Origin of the sequence: Rhizobium sp. B21/90 (genome assembly GCF_019355815.1) — a bacterium.
Lineage (GTDB): Bacteria > Pseudomonadota > Alphaproteobacteria > Rhizobiales > Rhizobiaceae > Rhizobium > Rhizobium rhododendri.
Map to the genome: position 1 here is coordinate 77,280 of NZ_CP072162.1, position 25,445 is coordinate 102,724.

Genomic DNA, 25,445 nt, shown 5'->3' on the forward strand with positions numbered 1-25,445 from the left:
ATAACCATGAAGATCTCCGACACCAACTGGCAGCAGATCGAGGCCTACCTGAAGACCGACGACCGGGCGATCCTGCCGCTTGGCAGCACCGAGCAGCATGCTCATCTGTCGCTGTCGGTCGACTCGATCCTGGCCGAGAAAATTGCCCTCGATGCGGCCGAGCCGCTGGGTATTCCGGTGTTTCCGGTGCTTGCCTACGGCATTACACCTTATTTTCTGGCCTATCCCGGTACGATCAGCCTGCGCCAGGAGACCTACATCCGCATCGTCCGCGATATCCTCGATGGACTGCGCTTGCAGGGTTTTCGGCGCATCCTCATCGTCAACGGCCATGGCGGCAACCAGCCGGCAGGCAGCCTGGCGGTCGAATGGATGGCCGACAATCCCGACACATCGGTCAAGTTCCACAACTGGTGGAACGCACCCAAGACCTTTGCCAAGGTGCAGGAGATCGACACCGTCGCCTCGCATGCGTCGTGGATGGAGAATTTTCCCTGGACGCGCCTGCCGGGCGTCGTCCAATCGACCCAACAGAAGCCGATGGTCGATCTCGCCCACATGCGAGCGATGAACCCCGCAGGTGTCAAAGCCCTGCTCGGCGACGGCAACTTCGGCGGCTACTACGAGCGGCCGGATGAGGAAATGCAGGCGATCTGGGATGTGGCGGTGACGGAAACACGTGAGCTTCTCGAAGGAGGCTGGGCATGAGCACGCCTATTGTCATCTGGGGCGCCGGCGCCATCGGGGGAACCTTGGGCGCCGCTTTCATCCGCGCCGGCCATGAGGTCATTTTCGTCGACAATGCCGCAGACCATGTGTCCGCCATAAACGACAGGGGCTTGACGATCGAAGGGCCGATTTTTGAGGATACCGTCAAGGCAAAGGCCTACCTCCCGGAGCAACTGGAGGGCGTCTACGAGCGCATCTATCTTTGCGTCAAGGCCCACCACACCGAGGCGGCGAGCCATGCGCTTGTGGATCATCTCGCCTCCGACGGTTACGTCGTTTCGGCACAGAACGGCCTCAACGAACAGGTCATCGCGCCGGTCGTCGGCATCCAGCGGGTGATCGGCTGCTTCGTCAATTTCGGTGCCGATTATCTGTCGCCGGGCGTGGTGCACTACAGCGGGCGCGGCGCGGTCGTGGTCGGGGAACTCGATGGCAAGACGACAGAGCGAATCGAAACAATCCACCGTCTGCTGCACGAATTCGATTCCAAGGCTATCCTTACCGACAATATCTGGGGCTTCCTGTGGGGCAAGCTGGTCTACGGCGCGCTGCTGTTCGGCACGGCGCTGACTGACGACAGCATCGTCGATGTGCTGGCCAATCCGCGCTACCGGCCCGTGCTGACCAAGCTGGCGCTGGAAGTCGGCCGTGTCGCCAGCGCCAACAACATCAAGCCAGAGGCTTTCAATGGCTTCGATCCCGCCGCCTTCTCGCCGACGGCAACCGCTGCCGACACCGAGCGGTCGTTCGACGAGATGGTTGCGCATAACCGCACCTCGCTGAAGTCCCACTCCGGCATCTGGCGGGACCTGGCGGTGCGCAAGCGCAAGACCGAGGTGGACGCACAGGTCCAGCCGGTGGTCGATGTCGGTCGCTCGCTCGGCGTCCCGACCCCGATCGCCACGCGGCTGGTGGAAATGATCCACGAGATCGAGGATGGCAAGCGTCCTCTTTCGCTGAGAAATCTCGACGAACTGGAGAGCGTGGCGTGAATATCGACTTTGCCGGAAAGACCGTTGTCGTCACGGGTGCCGCCCATGGCTTTGGCCGGGCGATCGCCTTGGCCTTCGCCAGCCGGGGAGCCATCGTCCACGCATGCGATGTCAACGAAGCCGGGCTTGCGGACACGGCTGCGCTCAGCGACGCCGTCAGGACCCACCGGCTCGATGTCGGCGACCGCAGTGCTTGCCAGCGGCTGATCGCCGCCATCGAAACAGACGGTGCGACGGTGGATATCCTCGTCAACAACGCCGGCGGCGTGCGTGGCCAGACTGGACGGCCGATCGAGGAGATTTCCGAACAGGACTGGCAATCGATCTTCGACGTGAACCTCTCCGGCGCCTTCTTCATGGCACAGGCCGTGGCGCCCGGCATGAAGAGGCAGAACTACGGCCGGATCGTCAACATCTCCAGTGGTGCTGGCCTCGGCATATCGCTGACCGGTATCCAGGCCTATGCCAGCGCCAAGGCCGGCCAGATCGGCCTGACGCGACAGCTTGCCCACGAGCTCGGAGCGTGGGGTATCACCGTCAACAATGTGGCGCCCGGCTTCGTGCGCTCCAATCCGACGACGGAACGACAATGGGATGCGATGGGCGACGAGGGGCAAGCCAAGCTCCTGCAGAACATCGCCCTCAAACGGCTCGGCGTGCCGGATGACATCGCCGCGATGGTCATGTTTTTCGCTTCGGATTTTGCCAACTGGATTAGCGGACAGGTCATCAGCGTGGATGGTGGCAAATGAGCGAAATGGAGAGCTACCTCGACGCGCATTTTGCTGAGGCGCTGGAAGACCTCAAGGCCTTCTGCCGTATCTTGAGCGTCAGCACCGATCCGGCCTATGCCTATGGTATCGCCGAGGCGGCCCGGTTCGTTGCCGGACGCATGACGCAGGCCGGCTTTGCTGCCGTCGAACTGCTCGAAACCGGCGGCCATCCGGCAGTCTACGGAGAACTGATCAGCGATCCCTCGCTCCCGACATTCCTGGTCTATGGCCATTACGACGTGCAGCCGCCGGATCCGCTGGAAAAGTGGCAGACACCGCCCTTCGAGCCGAGCGAACGAGACGGGCGGCTCTATGCGCGGGGCGTCTCCGACGACAAGGGGCCTCTGCTGATCCCCATCCTTGTCGCCGAAGCTTTCATGAAGACTGCGGGCCGCCTGCCGGTCAATCTCAAGGTGCTGATCGAGGGCGAGGAGGAGTCAGGCAGTCCGAATTTCGAAGCGACGTTGCAGACTTACCGCGACAGGCTCGATTGCGATCTGGTCATTTCGGCCGATGGTGCGATGTGGCGGCCCGACCGGCCGTCGATGACCGTTGCCAGTCGTGGTCTGGTGGCCATGGATATCTCCGTCACCGGCGCCTCGAAGGATCTACATTCCGGCCGGCACGGAGGCAGCGCTCCCAATCCGATCCGGGCGCTTGCCATCCTGCTTGCGTCGCTGCACGGGGATGACGGGCGAGTGTCCGTCGACGGCTTTCTCGACGGCACCACGCCGGCTGATCCGACGATTATCGCCGCCATCGAAGCAGCAGACTTCGACGCCGGCGGATATTATCGCGACATCGGGGTTCAGGGACAGGCGCCGATCGCCGACGGCCGGGATCTGCTGATCCGCCAGTGGCTAGAGCCGACGCTGGAATTCAACGGAATTTCCGGAGGGTACCAGGGCCAGGGCACGAAAACCGTCATTCCCGCATCGGCGAGCGCCAAGATCACCTGCCGGCTGATTGCCGGGCAGAAGCCGGACCACGTCCTCTCGGCGGTATCGCGGCATCTGCAGGCGCGGCTACCGCCGGGCTTTATCCTCGACATTCACCGGCACGGGCCCGGGAGCGAAGCATTCTTCGTCGATCCCGAATTGCCCGCACTGGCGGTGGCCGAGGGCGTGCTCGAGGAACTGCTGGGCCAGAAGCCCCTGCGCGTTGCGATGGGCGCCACGATCCCGATTGGCGCCTCGTTCCGCAAGCATCTGGACCGGGAAGCGATCTTCTTCTCGTTCTCGACATCGGATGAGGATTATCATGCCCCGAACGAGTTCTTCCGGCTTGCAAACTTCCGCATCGGGCTGACCGCCTGGGCGATGCTGCTGACACGGCTGGGAAGCGGCGGGGCTTGATCGCGCCGCCCTTGTCGCGCATCAATAGCCGATGATTTTCAGCAAACTGCCGTAAAGCATAAGGAAAACAGCATGCAATCCCGTGATTTCTTCAAGCCAGGCCGTTCGGTGGCAATTTCGGACCGTGGCATGGCGGCGACATCGCACCCGCAGGCAAGCCTTGCTGCCGTCGATATCCTGCGTGCTGGCGGCAGTGCCGTCGATGCCGCGGTTGCCGCTGTCGCACTGCAATCGGTCATCGATCCGCTGATGACGGGCATCGGCGGCGATTGCTTCGCGCTGTATTGCCCTGCCGGCGGAACGCCTGTTGCCCTCAATGGATCCGGCCGCTCGCCGCAGAAGGCAAACCTTGGCCACCTGCTCGAGAAGGGCCTGACAAGCATTCCCGACGACAGCCCGCATGCGGTAACCATTCCGGGCGCGGTCGATGCCTGGTGCCAGTTGATCGAGCGGTACGGAGCCTTCGGGTTAGATCGCGTGCTGGCGCCGGCTATCGCGGCAGCAGAAGGCGGCTATGTCATCACGCCCCGGGTCGAACTGGACTGGACGCGCTACGCAGATCGCGTTGCCAAATTTCCAGACTCAGCCGCTTACTTCCTGCGCAATGGCCGGGCGCCGCGAACCGGTGAGCGGATGACCAATCCCGCACTCGGAGCAACCCTTCGTGCGATAGCCAAGAGCGGTCGCGACGGGTTTTACCGGGATGCTGTCGCTGAGGAGATCGCCACGCTGCTGCAATCGCTTGGCGGACTGCATGAAGAAAGCGATTTCGCGAACTACAAGGCCTTCGAGACCAAGCCAATCTCGGGCCGATACCGGGGGCTCGACCTGCTGGAATGCCCGCCTAACGGCCAGGGATTGGCAGCGCTGCTGATTACCCGCATCCTCGACGGCTTCGACCTGCGCGACCCGAAGCTGACGGAGGCCGACCGCATCCATCTGCTCGCCGAAGCAACGAAGGCCGGCTATGCCCGCCGCGATCAACTGATCAGCGACCCCGACCACCTGACATTCGATATCGACGAACTGCTGTCGGATCGTTCTGTGGATGCCATGCGCCGCGAGATCAGTCTCGATCGTGCGTCTGCTGCCTCCACGTGGGAAGGGCCGACCCACAAGGATACCGTCTACGTCTCGGTGGTCGACCGCGACGGCAATGCGGTTTCGCTGATAAACTCTGTCTTCTTCCCCTTCGGCAGCGGCATCTACGCCCCGCGCAGCGGCGTATTGCTGCAAAATCGCGGTGCTGGTTTCGTGCTGACGGAGGGCCACTCGAATGCAATCGGTCCGAACAAATTACCTTTCCATACCATTATTCCGGGCATGCTGATGGAAAGCGGACGGCCGCGCATGAGTTTCGGCGTAATGGGCGGCCAATATCAGGCCTGCGGGCACGCGCATCTGCTGAGCCAAATCCTCGACCGAGATCTCGATCCGCAGCAGGCCAGCGACCAGCCGCGCAGCTTTTATTTCGGTGGCACCCTGTCGCTAGAGCCGACCATTTCGCCAGAGGTCAAGGCCGATCTCGATCGACGAGGGCACGTCACGGAGTGGGCCGACGAGCCGATCGGCGGCGCCCAAGCAATCCTCATCGACTATGAGCGGGGCATATTGCTCGGTGGTTCCGACCATCGCAAGGACGGCATCGCGCTCGGCTGCTAATCTGGCGCTAGAGTTTATAACTCACAAAAAAGCCCCGCATTTAGCGGGGCTCCGATTGTGAAGCTGTGAAGGATCAGGCCTGCTGGCCGCCTTCTTCTTCCTCGAATGTCACAGCGACATCGGCGTTTGCCGACAGGCGCACGCGTTCGCCTTCGACTTCGGCAACGAGGCTCAGGTCGATGAAGTGGTGATGGCCTTTGTGCGAACCTTCACCGCTGTCCTTCTTGGTCAGCTTGATGCGGCTGCCGACGACATGGTCGACGGTGCCGACGTGGACGCCATCGGCGCCAATAACTTCTGCGTGTTCTTTTATTGTCGAAGCATTTATCATAACGTTCTCCTTGTAATAGAATTAAAACGCATCGATAGGCTTTTGGATGCGAGACGATAAAAATAAACTGAGAATCTCGAAGCTCTTTGTTCAGTCGGAGCTCAGGGGACCAACGAGACGATAGGCAAACGCATCCGGTTGCGGCGCACCGGCACTTTATTACTTAGGCAAAATTCATGACGTTTAAAGCCAAAGACCTTAGCGCTAACCAGCATTTTCTGACCGCAATCCTTCGCTGTGCCGCCGAGCTTATTGCAATCTATCGTGAAAATCCACGCATTGCTTCTATTTTCGCTGCGCAGCAACGCTGGCTTCTTGCCCATGCGGGTTTCGCGCTTCATTACGGATACCGTGACGAGCCCGGATCGGGCCTCTATGCGGCGCGTTATGTCGATCTCGTGCTGAAGCATCAGATTGCCAGTCGCAACACCGCCGTCGCCTTTCTCCAGGAGATGCTGGCCTACCGATTTCTGGCCGCTGTTCCCGACCGCGCAGACCGGCGGACACGACTGCTGGAGCCAACACCAACCGCTGTCGACTATCTCGGCCGATGGCTGCAGACGCACCTCTTCATCCTCGATAGTCTCGACGGTGGCTCGCGGATCGAACAGATGATGGCCAATCCGGACGCAATTGCGGTCATGCAGCCGATGATTGCCAGGCAAATCATCAACAGCGATGCGGTCCGCAATCCCGGACCGAGTTTCGCGCTCTTCAACTGGGTCAACTCCGGTGGCGTGGTGATGGATTACCTGATCTCCCGTATACAGACGATGGAGGGAGATACGGACCAGATCCTGATCGGCCCTATTTCCATGCGCGATATCCACCAGCAGTTCATGATTTCAAATGCGCACCTCAAACGCCTTCTGAAACAGGCCGCCGGCATGGGAAGCGTCGGCTGGGCCGGGGCGCCCGGCAAGAGCAGCTTCTGGCTGTCGCGCAGTTTCGTGGCAGAATACTGGAATTATCAGGCCGAAAAATTTGCTGTGATAGACGCGGCGGCGCAGGCGGCGCTGGAAGACCGGCAAGCGCCATCGCGCGTCATCAGGTCCTAGATTTTGGAAGGCTCGAGAACATACGGCAGCGCCGACGATGCCGGAAGGCGCGAACTTCTTCCCACCGGCACCCTCAGGGCCGGCGTCGTAGCAGCACCTGCGCCATCGGCACTGTTCGTGACACTCGACGAGGCTAGCCGAATATATAAGGGTGTTACGGTGGATCTCGTCACCGAACTCGCCCGGCAAATGCACAGCCCGTTGGAGATCACCGGATTTGCAAACTCCGGTGATTGTACGCAAGCCCTCGAAACCGGCAGGATCGACGTTAGCTTCATGCCGGTTGATGATGAGCGAAGCAGGCGCGTCGCTTTCGGGCCGGCCTATTACATCCTGGAAAGCACCTATCTCGTCAGCCATGCCTCAGGCATCGTCGATTTGACCGGCGTCGACCACGACCGAGTGCGGGTCGTCGGCATTGCCAATACGACGACCATTCGCAGTGCGGCGCGGACCCTTTGTCATACGGCGCCCGTTGCCGTTTCGACGATTGCGGAGGCCGTCGAACGCCTGCGATCGGGAAATGCCGATGCTTTGGCGTTGTCGCGGGATGCCTTCCAAACGCTGCTGCCGCTGCTCCCCGGCGCGCGCATTCTCGATGGCGGCTTCCAGTCAACGGGCATCGCCATTGCTGTCGGCCGCGAGAAACCCATGGCTCTCTCGATTGTCAGCGAGTTCATGGAGAAAGCCAAGCGATCGGGACTGGTCCGCCGCGCACTCGATTCAGCCGGGTTTGCCAATGAGCCGGTCGCACCGGCGGTTGTCACGCCTTAAACTGCTGCGAGCACTGCTGTTTTGCCCGTCCACGTGGACAAAATTTAATTCCGCTACAAATTCCTTCTGCGCCCGCTGCACGATAAGGTCGTGACCGACGGCTCTTGTCTGGAATCGCGAAAGAAGGTGAATAAATGGCTCGGACTTCTCGGGTCTTGATATCGGTCGTAATGGTCGCCGCCATCGGCGTCGGAGCCTACGTCCTTCGCGACAGCTGGCTGGAACCGGCCGAGCGCATGCTTGGCGTAGGTCAAGCTGCAAACACCCAGCAGGCAAGCGGAACGCGCGGCGGCGGCCGACGACGCGGGGCGGCGCAATCGACGGGCCCGACGGCAGTGCTGACAGCCGTGGCGAAGGCGGCGGATGTGCCTGTCTATATCGACGGTGTCGGCTCGGTGAAGCCGTTGAACACCGTCACCGTGCGGCCTCAGGTCAGCGGCGAGCTGGTAGAGATCCATTTCGAGGAAGGCCAGGACATCAAGAAGGGCGACGTGATCGCCCGTATCGACGATGCCGTCTACAAGGCCACGCTTGACCAGGCTGTCGGCAAGAAAGCCCAGGACCAGGCACTGCTGCAGAGTGCCCAGAACGACTTCGAGCGCTACCAGCGGCTGCTGCAATCGAATTCCGGCACGCAGCAGCAGGTCGATACGGCAAAATTTCAGGTTGCCCAGTACCAGGCGCAGGTGCAATCCGACCAGGCGGCCATCGAGAGTGCGCAGGCGACGCTCGACTATACGACCATAAAGGCACCGATCGACGGGCGCACCGGTATCCGCAATGTCGACATCGGCAACATCGTCAGCTCGACCGATACGACTGGCATCGTCACGCTTTCCCAGATCCGGCCAATCTCCGTCGTCTTTTCCGTGCCGCAGCAGCAGCTGGCCAAGGTCAATGCGGCCAGTGCAGCAGGCACGCTCAGCGTCCAGGCCCTTGCGGGTGGCGACCAGGCGGTTGTCGATACCGGCACGCTGGCAGTCGTCGACAACCAGGTCGACGTGACCACCGGCACGGTTAAGCTCAAAGCCAATTTCCCGAACGAAAAACTGGCGCTCTGGCCCGGCGCTTTCGTCAACGCACGCCTGCTGATCGAGACGATGAAGGGCGTAATCGTCGTGCCGACCGCAGCCGTCCAGCGCGGCCCGAACGGAACCTTCGCCTATCTCCTCCAGCCCGACCAGACCGTGCTTATGAAACCGATCAAGGTCGGACAGCAGGACGATGTCCAGGCCGTGATCACCGACGGTATCGCCGCCGGCGACATCGTCGTGACGACAGGATTTGCAAGGCTGCAGACGGGCTCCAAGGTCGAGGTCTCCGATCCTTCGAAGCCGGCTGTCGATAAACCGGCGACAACAACCGGAGCCGATGGAAAGCCGCGCCGGCATCACAACAGCGACGGCGGCGACAAGCCCGCAAACGATGGAGCGGCGCCGGCCAACCCGCCGGCAGCGGCGCAATGAGCGTCTCCTCGCTCTTCATCAACCGCCCGATTGCGACATCCCTGCTGGCAGTAGCCGTACTGCTGGGAGGGTTGCTCGGCTATGCGCAGCTGCCGGTGGCGCCGCTGCCGCAAGTCGATTTCCCGACGATCCGGGTGACGACGCAGCTTCCCGGCGCCGATCCGGATACAATGGCGTCGCTGGTGACGGCACCGCTCGAGCGACCGCTCGGCCAGATCCCCTCGCTTGCCTCGATGACCTCGTCGAGCGCCTTCGGCATCAGCCAGATCACCCTGCAGTTCGACCTCGGCCGCGATATCGACGGTGCTGCGCAGGACGTGCAGGCTGCTATCAATGCCGCCGGGTCGACATTGCCGAAAACCCTTCCGTATCCGCCGACCTATTCCAAGGTGAACCCAGCGGACACGCCCATCATCACGCTGGCGCTGCGTTCCTCTAGCTATTCGATCCGCGATCTCAGCGATTTCGCCGATACGATGATGGCCCAGAAACTGAGCCAGGTCAGTGGCGTCGGCAATGTCACGATCCAGGGCGGCGTCAAGCCGGCGATCCGTATCCAGGCAAACCTGCCTCGCCTCGCCTCCTACGGGCTTGCGCTCGAGGACATCCGCAGCGCCATCGTCGCTGCCAGCGTTGCCGGTGCGAAGGGTGCGCTCGACGGCACGCACCAGTCCTTCACGCTTGCCGCGAACGACCAGATCGTCGATCCTGAGGCCTACAAATCAGTGATCGTCGCCTACCGCAACAACGCGCCCATCCTGCTGAAGGATGTTGCGGATGTGGTGCAGGGACTTGAGAATACGCGCGTTGGCGCCTGTTACCAGGGCAAGCCGGCGGTCATCATCGATGTCATGCGCCAACCCGGCGCAAACGTCATCAAGACAGTCGGCGATGTCCTCAAACAGCTGCCACAACTGAAGGAAGCTCTGCCGGCCGGCATTGCCCTCGATATCGTCAATGACCGGACGGAAACCATCCGCGCTTCGATCCACGACGTGCAATGGACGCTGGCGCTGAGCGTCGGGCTGGTCATTCTCGTTGTCTTCGTCTTCCTGCGCACTATCACAGCCACCATCATCGCTGCTGTGGCGTTGCCGCTTTCGCTGATCGCCACTTTCGGCGTCATGTGGTTTGCCGGATTCAGTCTCGATAACCTTTCGCTGATGGCACTCACGATCGGCACCGGCTTCGTTGTCGACGACGCCATCGTCATGATCGAAAACATCGCCCGCCACATCGAGGAAGGTGACGACCCGATGCACGCGGCGCTGAAGGGCGCAGGCGAAATCAGCTTTACGATCATCTCTCTGACCTTCTCGCTGGTCGCGGTTTTCATTCCACTGCTGTTCATGACCGGGATCGTCGGGCGGATGTTTCGCGAGTTCGCGCTGACGCTGACAATTGCCGTCGTCGTGTCGGCAATCATCTCGCTGACGCTGACGCCGATGATGTGCGCCCGTATCCTGCGCAAGCCGGCAGAGGGTCGCCGCGGCATGCTCGCCGGCGCCGACCGGATGATGGACCGCCTGATTGGCGGCTATCGCCGCAGCCTCGTCTGGGCCATCGATCGCAGCCCGTTGATGCTGCTTCTGACCGTAGTGACGCTGGTTGCGACCATCGGCCTCTACATCTTCATTCCAAAGGGTTTCCTGCCGCCGCAGGATACTGGCCTCATTACCGCAGTCATTGAAACGGAGCCGACGACGTCCTTCGAATCCATGAAGCGGACGCAGGCGCTGGTGACGGAGCGGCTTCGTGGCGATAAGGACGTCACCGGCATCGTCTCGGTGGTCGGGGCCAGCGCCAACAACCTGACGCTCAACACCGGTACTCTCAGCCTTGTGCTCCGCCAGCGCAGCGATCGCGCCGCGTCCTCGACAGAGATCATCGACCGGTTGCGCAACGAGGTCGCCGGAATGCCGGGGGTTCATGTGACCTTCCAGAGCGTGCGGGACATCAGCATCAGCACCCGGTCGAGCCGTGCGCCCTACCAGTACACTTTGACCGGCACCGATACCGCTGTCGTCGTCGACTGGGCGCAGAAACTGGCGACCCAATTGCAGAAGGCGCCGACCCTGGTGGATGTCTCCTCGGAAGTTCAGACGGGCGGCGGACGCATCTTTGTCGATGTCGACCGGGAAACGGCGTCGCGCCTCGGTGTCTCGATGCAAGCGGTCAGCGACACGCTGAACGATGCCTTCGGACAGCGCCAGATTGCCACGATCTACGGGCAGTCGAACCAGTATCGCGTCATCGTCGAGGCGGCACCGCAGTTTCAGGCGGACCCGAAATCGCTCGACAAGCTCTATGTAGCCGGCACCGGCGATGTCCAGGTACCACTTAATGCCTTCTCAACCGCGACCTTCACCACTGCGCCGCTGGTCATCAGTCACGACGCGCAGTTTCCATCGGTGACGCTCAGCTTCGATCTCGCACCCGGCGCGTCGCTCAGCGATGCCGTCAGCGCGGTAACGGCAGCCGAAAACGAAATCGGCGTGCCTAACAGCATCCAGAGGGCTTATTCGGGGGATGCTGAGGAGTTTTCGTCATCGCTTGCCGGCGAGCCCTGGCTCATCCTGGCGGCGGTCGTGACCATCTACATCGTTCTTGGACTGCTCTATGAAAGTGCCATCCACCCGATCACCATCCTGTCCACCCTGCCGTCGGCCGGTGTCGGAGCGCTTCTGGCGCTGATGCTGTTCGGCCAGGACCTGTCGCTGATCGCATTGATCGGCATCGTGCTTTTGATGGGGATCGTCAAGAAGAACGCCATCATGATGATCGACTTCGCGCTGGAGGCAGAGCGCAGCGGCGGGCTGCCACCGCGCGAGGCGATCCTACAAGCGTCGATCCTGCGTTTCCGGCCGATCATGATGACGACGCTGGCAGCTCTCTTCGGCGCGCTGCCACTGGCGCTGGCAACCGGCACGGGTTCGGAATTGCGCACACCACTCGGTATCAGTATCGTCGGCGGACTTGTGCTCAGCCAGTTGCTGACACTCTACACCACGCCAGTGATCTACCTCGCCTTCGAGCGGCTGCGCAGCCGCATCGTCGGCCGGCCGACAGGCACCCCGGCACCAGAGGCGAGCGGAGCGGGAGGCCGGGCATGAACATCTCCGAGCCGTTCATCAAGCGGCCTGTCGGCACGGTGCTCCTGTCGATCGGGCTGATGATCCTCGGCTTCGTCTCCTATTTCTTCCTGCCGGTCGCCAGTCTTCCGGCCGTCGATCTGCCCACCATCATCGTGTCGGCCAGCCGGCCGGGCGCCGATCCTGCCAGCATGGCGGCCAGCGTCGCAGCACCGCTCGAGCGGCATCTCGGCACGATTGCCGGCGTCACCGAACTGACGTCTGTGAGTTCGCTCGGCTCGACCAGCATTGCTATACAGTTCGACCTTTCCCGCAGTATCGATGGCGCCGGGCAGGACGTGCAGGCGGCACTCAACGCTGCTGCCATCGACCTCCCGGCTGACTTGCCGACACTGCCGTCGTTCCGCAAGGTCAATCCGGCCGCAGCACCTGTGCTCATCCTGGCAATGACCTCCGACAATCTGGCACCGAGTGCCGTTTACGATGCTGCCGACACGGTGGTGGTGCAGCAGATTTCACAGGTCGATGGTGTCGGCGAAGTGACCGCCAGCGGCGCCGACCAACCAGCGGCACGCGTTCGGCTTAACCCCGACCGGCTATCGGCCATCGGGCTTTCACTCGATGCAGTACGCACCGCCATCGTCAATGCCAATACGCTTGGACCCATCGGCTCCATCGATGGCAAGGATGCAGCCTTCGCCATCAGCATGAATGCACAGTTGAAGACGCCGGAGGCTTTCGGCCGCATCATCATCCGAAGCGGCGATGGCACGTCGGTTCGCCTGTCCGATATAGCCACCGTCGAGCCCGGCGTCCGCAACAGCCGCTCCGATGCCTGGTACAACGGCAAGCCTTCGGTGCTGCTGAATATCACAAGGCAAGCGGACGCCAACGTCATTTCAACCGTCGACGCGGTAAAGGCGTTGATCCCCGAACTGCAGAAAACCATTCCCGCCGGCATCAACATCGCAATTCTTTCCGACCGGACAACCACCATCAACGCCAGCGTCGATGACATGCAGTGGACGTTGCTCGCAACCGTCTTCCTCGTCATGGCGGTGGTCTTCGTTTTCCTGCAACGGACGACGCCGACCCTGGCCGCCGGGGTGACCGTGCCGCTGTCGCTGGCAGGCACCTTCGCGCTGATGTGGGCCTGGGGGCTGTCGATCGACAACCTGTCGCTGATGGCGCTGGTCGTTTCCGTCGGCTTCGTGGTCGACGACGCCATCGTCATGATCGAGAACATCTACGCAAACCTCGAAAAAGGCATGCGACCGATGGAGGCGGCAAAAGAAGGCGCGCGACAGATCGGCTTCACAGTCATCTCGATCAGCCTGTCGCTGCTGGCAGCCTTCATACCGCTGTTCTTCCTCGGCGGGATCATCGGCCGGTTCTTCCAGGCATTTTCGCTGACGCTCGGGTTTGCGATCGTCGTCTCGACCGTCGTCTCCCTAACTGTAACACCGATGATCTGTGGCCACTGGCTGCGGGCTCACGACAACGAAGCGCCGCCGAATTTCTTCGCCCGCACAGTCGAAAGGACGCTGGACGCCGTTGTCTGCTTCTACGGGCGCACATTGAAGGCTGTTCTCCACCACCGCGCGATGGCTATTGTCGTTATTTTCGGCTGCATCGCCGTCACGGCGCTTCTGTATGTGAAAGTGCCGAAGGGCTTCATTCCGCAGGACGATACCGGCTTCATTCAGGGCGGCACCGAAGCCTCCACGGACATCTCATATCCCGCCATGGTGCTGTTGCAGCAGAAGGCGGCAGCGATTGCCAGCGCCGATCCAGCCGTTTCCGGCGTTGGATCATCCGTTGGTGGCGGCGGTTTTTCGAGCTCGATCAACAGGGGGCAATTGCTGATTTCGCTGAAGCCTGCGGCGGAACGCGTTTCGACCGACGAGGTCATCGCCCGGCTGCGGACGCAACTGGCCAAGGTGCCGGGGCTCAGCACCTTCCTTTTCTCCCCCAGTGACATTCGCGTCGGCGCGCGGTCGTCACAATCGCAGTACCAGTTTACCCTTTGGGACTCCAATTACGACGAACTCGTTGCCTGGGCACCAAAGGTGCTGACGGCGCTGCAGGCAGAACCGGCGCTTGCGGATGTCGCCACCGACCGCCAGCCGAACGGGCTTCAGGCGACCGTCAACATCGACCGCAGCGAGGCGGCACGGCTTGGCGTCAGCATCCAGTCGATAGACAGCGCTCTCAACAATGCTTTTGCCCAGCGGCAGATCTCGACGATCTACACCCAGCGCAACCAGTATCGCGTCGTTCTCGAAGCCGATCCGACCTATGCGCTTGATCCGGAAGCGATCACCAATCTCTACGTACCGGCTGCGGATGGCACCCAGGTACCCCTCAGCAGCGTTGCCAAGGTGCAGCGCACACTGGCGCCATTGGTTGTCAACCACCAGGGGCAATTTCCAGCCGTCACCATTTCATACAACCTTGCGCCCGGGGGCACGCTGCAAGCCGCCAATGACAGCGTGATACGCGCCGTCGCCGATCTGCACCTTCCGGATTCGCTGCATGCCGACTTCGCCGGGGATGCTGCAAGCGCCGCGCAATCGTCCGGTGGCCAGCCACTCCTGCTTTTGGCCGCGTTGGTCGCCGTCTATATCGTGCTGGGGGTTTTGTACGAGAGCCTAGCGCATCCGCTGACCATCATCTCGACGCTGCCATCGGCAGGGCTTGGCGCCTTGTTGGCGCTGGAAATCAGCGGAACGGAGCTGAGCATCATTGCCTTTATCGGCATTGTGCTCCTGATCGGCATCGTCAAGAAGAACGGCATCATGCTGGTGGATTTTGCCCTGGAAGCAGAGCGAACGCGCGGTCTCTCATCGGAAGAAGCCATATTCCAGGCCTGTCTGCAGCGATTCCGGCCCATTCTGATGACGACACTGGCCGCCATCATGGGTGCCGTGCCGTTGATCATCGCCACCGGGCCGGGCTCCGAACTGCGCCGGCCGCTGGGCATTACCATCGTCGGCGGCCTGGTGATCTCGCAGGTCCTGACGCTCTATACAACGCCGATCATCTACATCATGCTCGCCAAGCTGCACCGCCGCTGGTCGTTCCGGCGCCGGCCTAAGACTGTGGATGTGAGGGATGGCGAGCCTTCCGAGGCCTAACCTATCGACCAGATGACCGACCAAGGCGCCAAGATACCATCGGCAAACCTGCCCTGGTTCCAGATGACCCGGCCTTGCAACGCCTCTCCATGGCGCAGCTCCTCGGCACCGACGTTTGCAAGCAGCCGTAGCGAGGTGCCATCGACGAGCGACCAACTGACCGCCACCAGCTTGCCTTCGACACTGTGCGCGCCGCCAGCACTGACAATGCTCGAAAGGCGGGGAATGATTTCCTGACGCCTTACCTCAAGGAGGTCGCGGTAGAGAGCCAGCCGCGCGGCGCCCGCTTCTTTTTCCACATCCTGCCAGTCGAGTTTCGCAGACAGGAACGTTTCACGCCGCGTCGGGTCCGGCACATCCGCAACGTCATCGTCGAAGCCGGGCAGCCGCGAGAGCTCCTCCCTTCGACCCTTCCGGACGATCTCGTTCAGTTCGTCGTTGAAGTCGCAGAAATACGGGAAGGGCTGCCTTGCGTCCCATTCCTCACCCATGAACAGCATCGGGATCTGCGGTGCCAAGAGGTAGATCGAGGCCATGGCTTCGATAGCCTCTGGCGACGCTGTCTCGTTGAGACGATCCCCGAAGGCACGATTGCCGATCTGATCATGGTTCTGGATGAAGGATATGAAGGCTGTCGGCGGCAGTGCTGCACTGGGCTGGCCTCGCGCCGCCCCACGGTAGGGCATGTGCTCGCCTTGAAATACGAAGCCCTCGGCCAGTCCGCGTCCGATCTTGGCGGGATCGTCGGCGTAGTCTGCGTAGTAGCCAAAATCCTCGCCCGACGCCGCGACGTGCATCACGTGGTGCATGTCATCATTCCACTGAGCGGTATAGAGCTCCGGCTTGCCATAGTTGTTGCGAAACAGCAGCGCGCTGTTGTTGTCCTCGTTCTCGACAATGAGGTGGATGTGCCGGCCGGAGATTTCGCTGCGGATGCGACGCGCCATTTCCTTCAGGAGATGCTCGCGGCTGTCGTCGACAATCGCGTGAACGGCATCGAATCGGAGACCATCGACGCGAAACTCCTGGAGCCAGTAGAGCGCATTCTGGATGACGAATTCGCGAATGAACTGCGATCCCTCGCCATCATAATTGATGCCCTGCCCCCATGGCGATTTGTGCTTGTCGGTGAAGAGCGGCGCGTAGGACGGGAGATAGTTTCCGTCCGGGCCGAAGTGATTGTAGATCACGTCGAGAAAAACGCAGATGCCGCGCTCGTGGGCGGCATCGATCAGCGCCTTCAGATCCTCCGGGCGTCCATAGCTTCCATGCGGCGCATAGGGAAGGACGCCGTCATAGCCCCAGCCCCGTTCGCCCGGAAAATCATTGACCGGCATCAGCTGCAACGCCGTTACGCCGAGTGACTGAAGGTGGTCCAGACGATCAATGACAGCTCGAAACGTGCCTTCCTGCGTGAATGTGCCGACATGCAGTTCATAGACAACCGCCTCTTCCCACGCCAGCCCGGCCCAACCCGTTGATCTCCACACATAAGATTTGGGGTCGACCACCTCACTCGGGCCATGCGGGCCGTCAGGCTGAAACCGGGACGCGGGGTCAGGAACTTCCAGGCCATCCTCGAGAACGAACTTGTAAGCGGTGCCGTCCCCGGCGCCATCTATGTTGACGCTGAACCAGCCATCGACACCGGCAGCCATGGGGACCGGCGCCACATCGCCTATTCGCAGGGATACAGCCTGTTGGCGGGGCGCCCATAGACGGAAAAGCATGCCGCTGGCGGTAAAGACGGGGCCGAAATGGGCGAGGCTCACAGGCGTACTTTCTCTCAAGACATACAAACGCATCAGGAAGGTTTGGTCGCCTAACTGGCTGAGAGCGAAATTTGTTCCGAGACCCAAGGCCGGGCCGCCCGCTCGCCGGGGGTGCCGGCAGCGCCTGCGCAAGAAGGAGGACAGGCACGAATGTTGATCCACGCAGGCGCAATGGAAAGAAGCGAACGAAAACAATGCCGCGTAAACGGGAACCGATTAGCCGCTCAAACGGTTTGACGGGCATAACCTTACAAGGAGTACATCATGGTTCGTGGCAATATGGTTCGTGGCCGGTTCAAGGTCTTTGTTGCAGTGATTTTTGCCGTGGCCTGCATCGTCGCGGCTGGCTACGTATTTCTGGGTCATCCCGGAGACCCCAAGACAGACGTAAAGCCGCTCGATACGTCTTTGATCTTTTTGCCTGAGAAGGCAGTTGCCTAGCGAAAATTGATCATCCCAAAACGAAAAAGCCTGCCGCGGGAGGAGGTGCGGCAGGCTTTCGAAAAGAACCGATCGACAACTGGGAGGAGGAGTGTTGCCGATCCTACGGAAAACCCTGGGAGGAGGAGTAGGCTTTCCGTACCATCGAAGCTTTGCGGGAGGAGGTGCATTGCTTCGATAAAAATGACTATACCGATATTTTGCTCAAAACCTAGGCAGAAATTCGCAGGGCAGCTATGCGCTATGCGCTTAGCGGTTGGCTCTCGTTGAGCTAACTCGCGCTCCCCCCGATATGTGAACCAATAAACGTTCTCCGGCGTTCGATTGCGTTGCCAAGCCAGGTGGGATCACTATCGTAGTCGTCTAGGACATCTCGAATGGTGGAGAGCAAGAATGGCGGGCAGGCTGAAGGACAAGGTTGCGATCATTTCGGGAGGCGCGACCGGCATGGGCGGAGCGTCCTCGAGGCTCTTTGCTGCAGAGGGCGCCAAAGTGGCGATCATCGACCGCAATGGCGATGCCGCAGCGGAAACCGTCGCAGATATCCGGAGACGGGGAGGCATCGCGGATCACTGGACTGCCGACGTCTCTCAGGAGGCAGAGGTTAACGCTGCCGTCGCAGCCGTGGAAAAAGCCTTCGGGCCGACGACGGTCCTTTTCAACCATGCCGGCACCATCGTCATCAAACCGTTTCTGGAAACGACGCTCGAGGACTGGGAATGGCTGCATGCCGTCAACGTCCGCTCGATGTTTCTGATGACGAAAGCCGTGCTGCCGCAGATGCTCGCAGCCGGCGGCGGCTCCATCGTCTGCACCTCCTCGATTTCTGCCGTGGCAGCGACGCCTATGGAGGTACTTTACGATACGACGAAGGGGGCTGTGCACATGTTTGCAAGAGCGATTGCGGTGGAGTTTCGCGACCGAAATATCCGCTGCAATGCTGTTTGCCCCGGTTTCATCCGCACCCCCCATGGCTTGAAGGAAGTTGCCGAATTGCAGGCCCTCGGCGTCGATGTCTCGGATGCGGCAATCGCTGCCCAGCAGGGCCGCATCGGCGAGCCCGAGGATGTCGCTCGGGCAGCGCTATACCTTGCGAGCGACGACTCCAACTTCGTCAATGGCGCCCATCTGTTCGTCGACAACGGCTTTACAGCCATGTAGCTTCAGACGAGGACCGGCTGCTCGACCCTCTCCTCAGTTCCGAAGAATTTCAGGTATCTCTCGACTTCGGAAGGTTCGCCGGTCGCCTTTTGCGGATTGTCGGAGAGTTTTACGGCGGGGCGGCCATTGGCCTCGATCACCTTGCAGACGACAGAAATGGGCGCAAGGCCGCGGATCTCTGTCGGGGCGCAGCCGGCGAAGTCGTTTGTGAGGTTGGTGCCCCAGCCGAAGCCCATGCGTGCCCGTCCATCGAAATGGCGATAGGTGTCGATGATCGCATCGACATCCATGCCGTCTGAAAAGATCAGCAGCTTCTGGCGCGGATCGCGGCCCATCTTTTCCCACCAGGCAATGATCTTCTCGCCGCCTTCGATGGGAGGGGCGCTATCCGGACGGAAGCCGGTCCAGTCCGCCACCCATTCAGGGGCATCGCGAAGGAACGCGGCCGTGCCGAAGGCATCGGGAAGGACAATCAGAAGATTTCCGCCATAGAGCCGGTTCCAGTCGCGCAGTACCTTGTAGGGCGCATTCGCCAGCTCCTGGTCGGTTTGCGCAAGTGCTGCCGCCACCATCGGCAATTCGTGGGCATTCGTGCCAACGGCTTCCAGGTCCGAGTCCATGGCCAAAAGCACATTGCTAGTGCCGGTAAAAGCTTGCCCCACACCTTCCTTCAAGGCCTCTACACACCAACGCTGCCACAGGAAGCTGTGACGCCGCCGCGTCCCGAAGTCGGAAATCCGCAGGTTTGGCAACTCGCGCAGGCGCTCGACCTTGCCCCACATCTTGGCCTTGGCGCGCGCGTAGAGAACATCGAGCGTGAAGGGCCCAAGCGCCTTCATGGCTGCACGCGAGCGCAGTTCGTTGATGATGGCGAGCGCCGGGATTTCCCACATCGTCGTCTCTTTCCACGAACCGTGGAAATTCAGGACGTATTGGCCGTCCTTTTTCGTCAGCTCGTACTCAGGAAGCTGAAAGTGCGACAGCCAGGTCAGAAATTCGGGCTCGAAGATCTGCGCGCGACCGTAGAACGAGTTACCGGCGAGCCAGATCATCTCTTTCTTGGAGAGGCGCAGGGTGCGCGCATGATCGAGCTGCTCACGCAGATCGTTCTCATCGATCTCGTCGGCGAGGCGCACTGTGCGGGTACGGTTGATGAGCGAAAACGTGGCATCAACATCCGGATAAAGCTTCCAGATCATCTGCAGCATCAGCAATTTGTAGAAGTCGGTATCGATCAGGCTGCGGATGATCGGATCGAGTTTCCAGGCGTGATTGTAGACGCGGTTGGCGATATCCGTCTTGGTCATGCTGCTCGTCCCGTATCACTGCATGCTGCTCTGCACGTCCCCGCTGCAGGCGTTAAGCAAAGCAGGTCGGGGTCGCGGCTATTCTTATCAAAAAATGCTGCGGAAGAGTCCAGTCGCAGAACAAAGATTGATGCAAATTCGTGCCCTGCCGCTTTTCTCGCGTGCAGGGCTGCTGAAGTTTTGACCAACCGACCGTGCCAAGCTCCTGCTCGTAGCGCGGCTATGGTGCCGGTTTAGCCGGGGCGGTGGGTGACTGGGTCTCTGTTGTCGTTGTAGGAGATGCCTGTTCGGCCTTGTGGCTGCCCCAGATCTCGACGGGGATCCAGACGATGAAGGAGAGGACGAGAGCTGCCACGAGAACAGTCAGAACTCGGCGCCCGACGCGACCCTGCCGCGCCTTTGTGGCGGGAAGCCCGCCTTCGGGTACGCTTGAGCTTTCCGGCTCCTGCCAGCGGTTCTTTGGATCGATGGTTGCCATTCTCTCCTCCTTTAGTTGACGAAGCGCTGCCGCCCTGCGCTGCCCTAAACAACACAGAACGGACGTTCCTGCCGAAGGTTCCACCCGTGCAAGGATCGGCCGGCCCTAGTGCTGCAAAGCTGGCGTCGGCACAGCCTCGATATCGAATGCAGCGGCGAGCAGCGCACGTGTATATTCGTGCTGCGGATTGCGGAATACATCTGCCGATGCGCCCTGCTCCACCACCTTGCCGGAGCGCATGACGATAAGATCGTTGGCCAGCGCCTTGACCACCTTCAGATCGTGGCTGATGAACAGGTAAGCCAGGTCGTGCTTGCGCTGGAGATCGCGGAGGAGATCGACCACCTGGGCTTGGACGCTCATGTCGAGTGCCGATGTTGGTTCGTCCAGCATGACGAAGCGGGGCTTCAGCACCATAGCGCGGGCGATGGCGATACGTTGCCGCTGGCCGCCGGAAAACTCGTGCGGGAAACGCCAGCGGGTTAGCGGGTCGAGACCGACCTCCTCCAACGCCCAGCAGACGCGCTGATCCCGTTCATCTGAGCTGAGGCCGCGCTCATGCACCTTCAATCCCTCGGCGATGATGTCGCCGACCGACATTCGCGGACTGAGCGAGCCATAGGGATCCTGGAAGACGACCTGCAACTGGTTGCGCAGCGGTCGCATCTCCGTGAAGGAATAGGCCTCGATATCACGACCGACGAAGCTGATACGACCCTTCGAGGAAATCAGCCGCGCCAGTGCGAGGCCGAGCGTCGTCTTGCCGGAACCGGACTCGCCGACGACGCCAAGCGTCTGGCCGGCGCGCAAGGTCAGGTCGATGCCATCCACCGCCTTGACGTGATCGACGACCTTGCGCATCAGTCCTGACTTGATCGGAAACCAGACCCGGATATCCGACCCCTGCATGACCACCGGCTTGCTGGCATCCGCCAAGGGCGGCTCGCCGCGTGGCTCGGCTGCCAGAAGATGGCGCGTATAGTCATGCTGCGGGCGGCTGAAGACATCTTCGACACTCCCGGTTTCGACGATCTGCCCATTGGTCATGACACAGACCCGGTCGGCAAACTTTCGGACAATGCCGAGGTCATGGGTGATGAACAGCATCGACATGCCGTGCTGCCCCTTGAGATCGCGCAGCAGCTTTAGGATCTGCGCCTGGACGGTGACGTCGAGCGCCGTCGTCGGCTCGTCGGCGATCAGCAGTTCCGGCCGATTGGCGAGCGCCATGGCGATCATCACGCGCTGGCGCTGACCACCGGATAACTCATGAGGGTAGGCTTTCAGCCGCTTTTCGGCATCGCGAATGCCGACCTGATCGAGCAATTCGAGAATGCGGACGCGGGCCGCCTGCCCCGTCAGGCCCTGGTGAAGTGCCAGAACCTCGCCGATCTGCTTCTCGATCGAATGCAGCGGATTGAGCGACGTCATCGGCTCCTGGAAGATCATGGTGATGTCGTTGCCACGCACAGCGCGCAGCTGGTTATCCGTGGCTTTCAAAAGGTCCATGCCCTTGAACAGGATCTCTCCGGAGGGGTGGCTTGCCGACGGGTAGGGCAGCAAGCGCAATATCGAATTGGCCGAGACCGACTTGCCGGAGCCCGATTCCCCGACCAGCGCCAGCACCTCGCCCTTCCGGATATCAAAGGATATGCCATCGACAGCCGTCGTGGTTCGTCCACCCTGATGGAAAGCGACGGAGAGATTGCGGACGGACAGGAGCGGTTCGGTCATGAGGCCAGGCTTTGCAGGAGGGATGTCAAGGTGGGTTCGTCCGGGCGGAGAATGTCGAGCAGCGGTGCAGCTTGGCCCAGTACGTTTTCGCTGCCAGGAAGTGCGTACTGACCCTTGATACCATGATCATTGGTGAGGATATGCGAACAGTTTGCTTCCATGGCCGTCGCAACATGGATCGCGTCCGGCAGCTTCAGATAAGTGCTATGGGCGCGAAGAAAAGCCGCGGAGGTAAGAACGGTCCTTCGAACGGGGATCACCTCCATCCAAGCACTTGGTCTGATGAGTGCTTCATAGCGCAAGACTGCTTGAGGGTCGTTGTCTCTCATGGGCCGAACAAGAAGTTCGGACAATGTGAGCTCGCTGGTAGCAAAGCGCGCACCCGGCCGGCTGTCGATATTGCCAAAAATCTCTGACAGCTTTTCACTGATTTCATCTTCAGCTTCGAAAGCTATGACGAAAATATTGGTATCCAGATAGATCGTCCCGAACGCCATCAATCATCCCACTCGTCGCGCAATGCGCGGATACGTGCGACGGCCTCCTCGGTCGTCACGGATGGCCTACCGAGCGCTTTATAACTTCTGATGGCTTCGGCAACGTCTTTGCCGGTCATCGGCTTTGTTTCGACGTGCAGAGCGGGAACGCGATCTTCAACCTCTATGACCACGCGGACAGTCCCTACCGGATTGAAGCCCTCTCGCAGATCTTCCGGCAGTTTCGATACAGGATAATGGTCACGCACGAGCTTGTTCATGGTTCAACCTTTCCATGCAGTGGACACAAGATCCTAACCCGATCGGAGCGTGATGACGAGCCCAAGCCTTCACCTGAACGTCTTCCTCGGATCGAAGGCATCGCGCACGGCTTCGCCGACGAAGATCAGCAATGACAGCATGATCGACATCGTGAAGAAAGCCGTCAGGCCGAGCCACGGGGCCTGGAGGTTGGATTTGCCCTGCGCGATCATTTCGCCGAGCGACGGCGAACCGGGCGGCATGCCGAAGCCGAGGAAATCGAGTGACGTGAGCGTCGTGATCGAGCCGGAGAGAATAAAGGGCAGGAAGGTCAGCGTCGCCACCATCGCGTTCGGTAACAGGTGGCGGACCATGATCGTGCGGTTGTTGACGCCGAGCGCGCGGGCGGCCCGGACATATTCGAAATTGCGGGCGCGCAGGAATTCAGCCCTGACGATGCCGACGAAGCCGACCCAGGAAAACAGCAGCATGATGCCAAGCAGCACGAAGAAGCCGGGCGGCAGGATGGCGGCAATGATCAGCAGGATGTAGAGCACCGGCATCGACGACCAGATCTCGATGAAACGCTGCAGCAGCAGATCGGTCCAGCCGCCGAAATAGCCCTGGACGGCGCCGGCCGTGACCCCAACAATTGCCGAGCAGATGGTCAATGCGAGGCCGAACAGCACGGAAACACGGAAGCCGTAGATCATCCGCGCCATGACGTCGCGGGCCTGGTCGTCGGTGCCGAGCCAGTTCATGTTGCCAAGCCGGCAATCGGGATCGGCAGCCTTCTGCGGATAGGCGGCGCAGCGCTCATCTTTGCTCATCAGCCAAAAAGGCGGCGTCGGCGCCGAGCGCGGTATATTGGAATTGACCGTCTGATAGGAATAGCGAATGGGCGGCCAGAGCATCCAGCCGTGTGCCTCGATTTCGTCTGTGATGAAGGAGGAGCGATAGTCGGTCTGGGCCAGGAACCCGCCGAACTTGTCCTCCGGATAGTTGACGAAGATCGGAAACAGAATCTCGCCTTTGTAGGAAGCGACGATCGGGCGATCGTTCGCAAGGAATTCAGCGCCCATGCTCAGAACGAACAACAGCAGGAACAGCCAGAACGACCAGTAGCCGCGCCGGTTTGCCTTGAAATTTTCCCATCGGCGCAGGTTCGGCGGCGACAATAGGCCCTTGCGCGGCGGCCTGACGGGAGTGGCTGCGGCAGTGGAGATCGGTGTATCCATCTCAGATATCCCTCCGATCGAAATCGATGCGAGGATCGATCCAGGTGTAGAGAAGATCGGAAATAAGTCCGACGAATAGGCCCATCAGTGAAAAGATATAGAGCGTCGCAAAGACGATCGGATAGTCGCGATTGACGACGGAAAGGTAGCCGAGACGGCCCAAGCCATCGAGCGAGAATATGTTTTCGATGAGCAGCGAGCCGGTGAAAAAGGCGGAGATAAAGGCACCGGGAAAACCGGCAATGACGATCAGCATGGCGTTGCGGAACACATGGCCATAGAGCACGCGATGTTCTGTGAGACCCTTTGCGCGCGCCGTCGTCACATATTGCTTCTTGATTTCCTCGATGAAGGAATTCTTGGTGAGCAGCGTCGTCGTGGCAAAGGCAGCGAGCGACAGGGAAACCAATGGCAGCAGCAGGTGCCAGAAATAGTCGAGCGGCTTCTGCCACCAGGGAAGATCGGCGAAATTGTCGGAGACGAGGCCGCGCAGGGGAAACCAGTCGAAGAACGAACCACCGGCAAAAACGACGATCAAGAGGATGCCGAACAGGAAGCTCGGGACTGCGTAGCCGACGATGATGATGCCAGAGGTCCAGACGTCGAAACTGGAGCCGTCTTTCACCGCCTTGCGGATGCCGAGCGGGATAGAGATCGTGTAGGAAAACAACATGATCCAGAGGCCCAGAGAAATCGACACCGGCATCTTGTCGATGATGAGGTCGATCACCGATGTGTTGCGGAAGAAACTTTCGCCGAAATCGAAGCGGATGTAGTTCCACATCATGTCGAGGAAGCGGGTAAGCGGTGGCTTGTCGAAACCGAACTGTTTCTCCAATTTGGCGATCAGTTCCGGATCGAGCCCCTGCGCGCCGCGATAGCGGGAATTGCCGTCATCGAAGGATTGCTGAGCCATCTGGTCGCCACCGCCGGAGAGGCGGTCGGAGGCGCTGTCGCTCTGTCCGGTGAGTTGAGCCACGACCTGCTCGACGGGTCCGCCGGGGGCAAATTGCACGACGGTAAAGGAGATCGCCATGATGCCGATGACGGTCGGAATCATCAGCAGAAGCCGGCGCAGGATATAGGCGCCCATCAGGCCACAACCCCGGTTCTGCCGGCGTTTTTCTGACTGTCCTGCGCTGCTATCTCGATCAAGGCATCGTCCCTTCGCGACCGGCGCTCCGCCGGTCGAAACCCGTCATCGCCAA

The 25,445-nt window shown here is 60.8% G+C and carries 21 protein-coding genes; 12 read left to right on the top strand and 9 right to left on the bottom strand.

The genetic code is table 11. The features are described 5' to 3' along the window. Nucleotides 1-6 precede the first annotated feature (6 nt). The 5 genes from J5278_RS00355 to ggt all read left to right on the top strand — a co-directional run bounded on the left by J5278_RS00355 (nucleotide 7) and on the right by ggt (nucleotide 5,511). Nucleotides 7-708: a creatininase family protein gene (locus J5278_RS00355; protein ID WP_209182401.1), complete on the top strand. Its 702-nt coding sequence runs from the start codon at nucleotides 7-9 to the stop codon at nucleotides 706-708. Further along, nucleotides 705-1,721 carry a ketopantoate reductase family protein gene (locus J5278_RS00360; RefSeq protein ID WP_209182400.1) on the top strand — a complete coding sequence of 339 codons (1,017 nt, stop codon included), beginning with the start codon at nucleotides 705-707 and terminating at the stop codon, nucleotides 1,719-1,721. Before J5278_RS00355 ends, J5278_RS00360 begins: the two co-directional genes overlap by 4 nt. Next, nucleotides 1,718-2,473 (top strand): SDR family NAD(P)-dependent oxidoreductase, encoded by a 756-nt coding sequence (locus J5278_RS00365; protein WP_142830128.1) that lies wholly within the window; start codon nucleotides 1,718-1,720, stop codon nucleotides 2,471-2,473. Before J5278_RS00360 ends, J5278_RS00365 begins: the two co-directional genes overlap by 4 nt. After that, nucleotides 2,470-3,849 carry a dipeptidase gene (locus J5278_RS00370; protein WP_209182399.1) on the top strand — a complete coding sequence of 460 codons (1,380 nt, stop codon included), beginning with the start codon at nucleotides 2,470-2,472 and terminating at the stop codon, nucleotides 3,847-3,849. Before J5278_RS00365 ends, J5278_RS00370 begins: the two co-directional genes overlap by 4 nt. Before the next feature lie 72 nt (nucleotides 3,850-3,921). Next, nucleotides 3,922-5,511, top strand: coding sequence for a gamma-glutamyltransferase (gene ggt, locus J5278_RS00375; protein WP_209182398.1), 1,590 nt, complete (start codon nucleotides 3,922-3,924; stop codon nucleotides 5,509-5,511). Nucleotides 5,512-5,584: 73 nt separating this feature from the next. On the opposite strand, the gene J5278_RS00380 is transcribed toward ggt, so the two are convergent. After that, nucleotides 5,585-5,842 (bottom strand): DUF2171 domain-containing protein, encoded by a 258-nt coding sequence (locus J5278_RS00380; RefSeq protein WP_202617168.1) that lies wholly within the window; start codon nucleotides 5,840-5,842, stop codon nucleotides 5,585-5,587. A 176-nt stretch (nucleotides 5,843-6,018) separates the two neighbouring features. Between J5278_RS00380 and J5278_RS00385 the strand changes: the two genes are divergently transcribed. The 5 genes from J5278_RS00385 (at nucleotide 6,019) to J5278_RS00405 (ending at nucleotide 15,369) form a co-directional block, all read left to right on the top strand. Then, complete coding sequence (locus J5278_RS00385) at nucleotides 6,019-6,900, top strand: hypothetical protein (protein ID WP_209182397.1); 882 nt, start codon at nucleotides 6,019-6,021, stop codon at nucleotides 6,898-6,900. A 3-nt stretch (nucleotides 6,901-6,903) separates the two neighbouring features. Then, entirely contained in the window at nucleotides 6,904-7,674 is a 771-nt protein-coding gene (locus J5278_RS00390) for a transporter substrate-binding domain-containing protein (RefSeq protein ID WP_209182396.1), read from the top strand. Nucleotides 7,675-7,808: 134 nt separating this feature from the next. Then, nucleotides 7,809-9,140 carry an efflux RND transporter periplasmic adaptor subunit gene (locus J5278_RS00395; protein ID WP_209182395.1) on the top strand — a complete coding sequence of 444 codons (1,332 nt, stop codon included), beginning with the start codon at nucleotides 7,809-7,811 and terminating at the stop codon, nucleotides 9,138-9,140. Further along, nucleotides 9,137-12,253, top strand: a complete 3,117-nt coding sequence (locus tag J5278_RS00400) for an efflux RND transporter permease subunit (RefSeq protein WP_209182394.1) — start codon at nucleotides 9,137-9,139, stop codon at nucleotides 12,251-12,253. Before J5278_RS00395 ends, J5278_RS00400 begins: the two co-directional genes overlap by 4 nt. Continuing rightward, the gene (locus J5278_RS00405; RefSeq protein WP_209182393.1) at nucleotides 12,250-15,369 is read left to right on the top strand and encodes an efflux RND transporter permease subunit; all 3,120 of its coding nucleotides are present in this window, start codon (nucleotides 12,250-12,252) and stop codon (nucleotides 15,367-15,369) included. Before J5278_RS00400 ends, J5278_RS00405 begins: the two co-directional genes overlap by 4 nt. Here the strand turns inward: J5278_RS00405 and treZ are convergent. Beyond that, nucleotides 15,366-17,174 (bottom strand): malto-oligosyltrehalose trehalohydrolase, encoded by a 1,809-nt coding sequence (gene treZ, locus J5278_RS00410; protein ID WP_209182392.1) that lies wholly within the window; start codon nucleotides 17,172-17,174, stop codon nucleotides 15,366-15,368. The two genes, J5278_RS00405 and treZ, sit on opposite strands and share 4 nt — an antisense overlap. Before the next feature lie 231 nt (nucleotides 17,175-17,405). Between treZ and J5278_RS00415 the strand changes: the two genes are divergently transcribed. Continuing rightward, nucleotides 17,406-17,582 carry a hypothetical protein gene (locus tag J5278_RS00415; protein ID WP_209182391.1) on the top strand — a complete coding sequence of 59 codons (177 nt, stop codon included), beginning with the start codon at nucleotides 17,406-17,408 and terminating at the stop codon, nucleotides 17,580-17,582. 393 nt (nucleotides 17,583-17,975) lie between these two features. After that, on the top strand, nucleotides 17,976-18,743 hold the full coding sequence (locus J5278_RS00420; protein ID WP_209182390.1) for an SDR family NAD(P)-dependent oxidoreductase: 768 nt from the start codon (nucleotides 17,976-17,978) through the stop codon (nucleotides 18,741-18,743). Between the two features lie 2 nt (nucleotides 18,744-18,745). Here the strand turns inward: J5278_RS00420 and pncB are convergent, their stop codons facing one another. From pncB to J5278_RS00455, 7 genes are all read right to left on the bottom strand, one after another. Next, nucleotides 18,746-20,050, bottom strand: coding sequence for a nicotinate phosphoribosyltransferase (gene pncB, locus J5278_RS00425; RefSeq protein ID WP_111215975.1), 1,305 nt, complete (start codon nucleotides 20,048-20,050; stop codon nucleotides 18,746-18,748). A 220-nt stretch (nucleotides 20,051-20,270) separates the two neighbouring features. After that, nucleotides 20,271-20,528: a hypothetical protein gene (locus J5278_RS00430; RefSeq protein WP_142830110.1), complete on the bottom strand. Its 258-nt coding sequence runs from the start codon at nucleotides 20,526-20,528 to the stop codon at nucleotides 20,271-20,273. 105 nt (nucleotides 20,529-20,633) lie between these two features. Next, complete coding sequence (locus tag J5278_RS00435; RefSeq protein WP_209182389.1) at nucleotides 20,634-22,262, bottom strand: ABC transporter ATP-binding protein; 1,629 nt, start codon at nucleotides 22,260-22,262, stop codon at nucleotides 20,634-20,636. After that, nucleotides 22,259-22,759 (bottom strand): type II toxin-antitoxin system VapC family toxin, encoded by a 501-nt coding sequence (locus J5278_RS00440; protein ID WP_247748940.1) that lies wholly within the window; start codon nucleotides 22,757-22,759, stop codon nucleotides 22,259-22,261. Before J5278_RS00440 ends, J5278_RS00435 begins: the two co-directional genes overlap by 4 nt. Continuing rightward, nucleotides 22,759-23,019, bottom strand: coding sequence for a hypothetical protein (locus J5278_RS00445; protein WP_209182387.1), 261 nt, complete (start codon nucleotides 23,017-23,019; stop codon nucleotides 22,759-22,761). Before J5278_RS00445 ends, J5278_RS00440 begins: the two co-directional genes overlap by 1 nt. Before the next feature lie 69 nt (nucleotides 23,020-23,088). Next, a complete protein-coding gene (locus tag J5278_RS00450) occupies nucleotides 23,089-24,237 on the bottom strand; it encodes an ABC transporter permease (protein WP_209182386.1) in 1,149 nt (382 codons plus the stop codon). A 1-nt stretch (nucleotide 24,238) separates the two neighbouring features. Next, on the bottom strand, nucleotides 24,239-25,330 hold the full coding sequence (locus tag J5278_RS00455) for a microcin C ABC transporter permease YejB (RefSeq protein ID WP_209182385.1): 1,092 nt from the start codon (nucleotides 25,328-25,330) through the stop codon (nucleotides 24,239-24,241). Nucleotides 25,331-25,445: the final 115 nt, after the last annotated feature.

Coding starts and splice junctions, on each gene's coding strand:
- ggt (WP_209182398.1), top strand. CDS start 3,922: ATGCAATCCCGTGATTTCTTCAAGCCAGGCCGTTCGGTGGCAATTTCG.
- J5278_RS00355 (WP_209182401.1), top strand. CDS start 7: ATGAAGATCTCCGACACCAACTGGCAGCAGATCGAGGCCTACCTGAAG.
- J5278_RS00455 (WP_209182385.1), bottom strand. CDS start 25,330: ATGGGCGCCTATATCCTGCGCCGGCTTCTGCTGATGATTCCGACCGTC.
- J5278_RS00385 (WP_209182397.1), top strand. CDS start 6,019: ATGACGTTTAAAGCCAAAGACCTTAGCGCTAACCAGCATTTTCTGACC.
- J5278_RS00420 (WP_209182390.1), top strand. CDS start 17,976: ATGGCGGGCAGGCTGAAGGACAAGGTTGCGATCATTTCGGGAGGCGCG.
- J5278_RS00430 (WP_142830110.1), bottom strand. CDS start 20,528: ATGGCAACCATCGATCCAAAGAACCGCTGGCAGGAGCCGGAAAGCTCA.
- treZ (WP_209182392.1), bottom strand. CDS start 17,174: ATGCGTTTGTATGTCTTGAGAGAAAGTACGCCTGTGAGCCTCGCCCAT.
- J5278_RS00380 (WP_202617168.1), bottom strand. CDS start 5,842: ATGATAAATGCTTCGACAATAAAAGAACACGCAGAAGTTATTGGCGCC.
- J5278_RS00405 (WP_209182393.1), top strand. CDS start 12,250: ATGAACATCTCCGAGCCGTTCATCAAGCGGCCTGTCGGCACGGTGCTC.
- J5278_RS00450 (WP_209182386.1), bottom strand. CDS start 24,237: ATGGATACACCGATCTCCACTGCCGCAGCCACTCCCGTCAGGCCGCCG.
- J5278_RS00440 (WP_247748940.1), bottom strand. CDS start 22,759: ATGGCGTTCGGGACGATCTATCTGGATACCAATATTTTCGTCATAGCT.
- J5278_RS00395 (WP_209182395.1), top strand. CDS start 7,809: ATGGCTCGGACTTCTCGGGTCTTGATATCGGTCGTAATGGTCGCCGCC.
- J5278_RS00415 (WP_209182391.1), top strand. CDS start 17,406: ATGGTTCGTGGCAATATGGTTCGTGGCCGGTTCAAGGTCTTTGTTGCA.
- J5278_RS00400 (WP_209182394.1), top strand. CDS start 9,137: ATGAGCGTCTCCTCGCTCTTCATCAACCGCCCGATTGCGACATCCCTG.
- J5278_RS00360 (WP_209182400.1), top strand. CDS start 705: ATGAGCACGCCTATTGTCATCTGGGGCGCCGGCGCCATCGGGGGAACC.
- pncB (WP_111215975.1), bottom strand. CDS start 20,050: ATGACCAAGACGGATATCGCCAACCGCGTCTACAATCACGCCTGGAAA.
- J5278_RS00370 (WP_209182399.1), top strand. CDS start 2,470: ATGAGCGAAATGGAGAGCTACCTCGACGCGCATTTTGCTGAGGCGCTG.
- J5278_RS00445 (WP_209182387.1), bottom strand. CDS start 23,019: ATGAACAAGCTCGTGCGTGACCATTATCCTGTATCGAAACTGCCGGAA.
- J5278_RS00435 (WP_209182389.1), bottom strand. CDS start 22,262: ATGACCGAACCGCTCCTGTCCGTCCGCAATCTCTCCGTCGCTTTCCAT.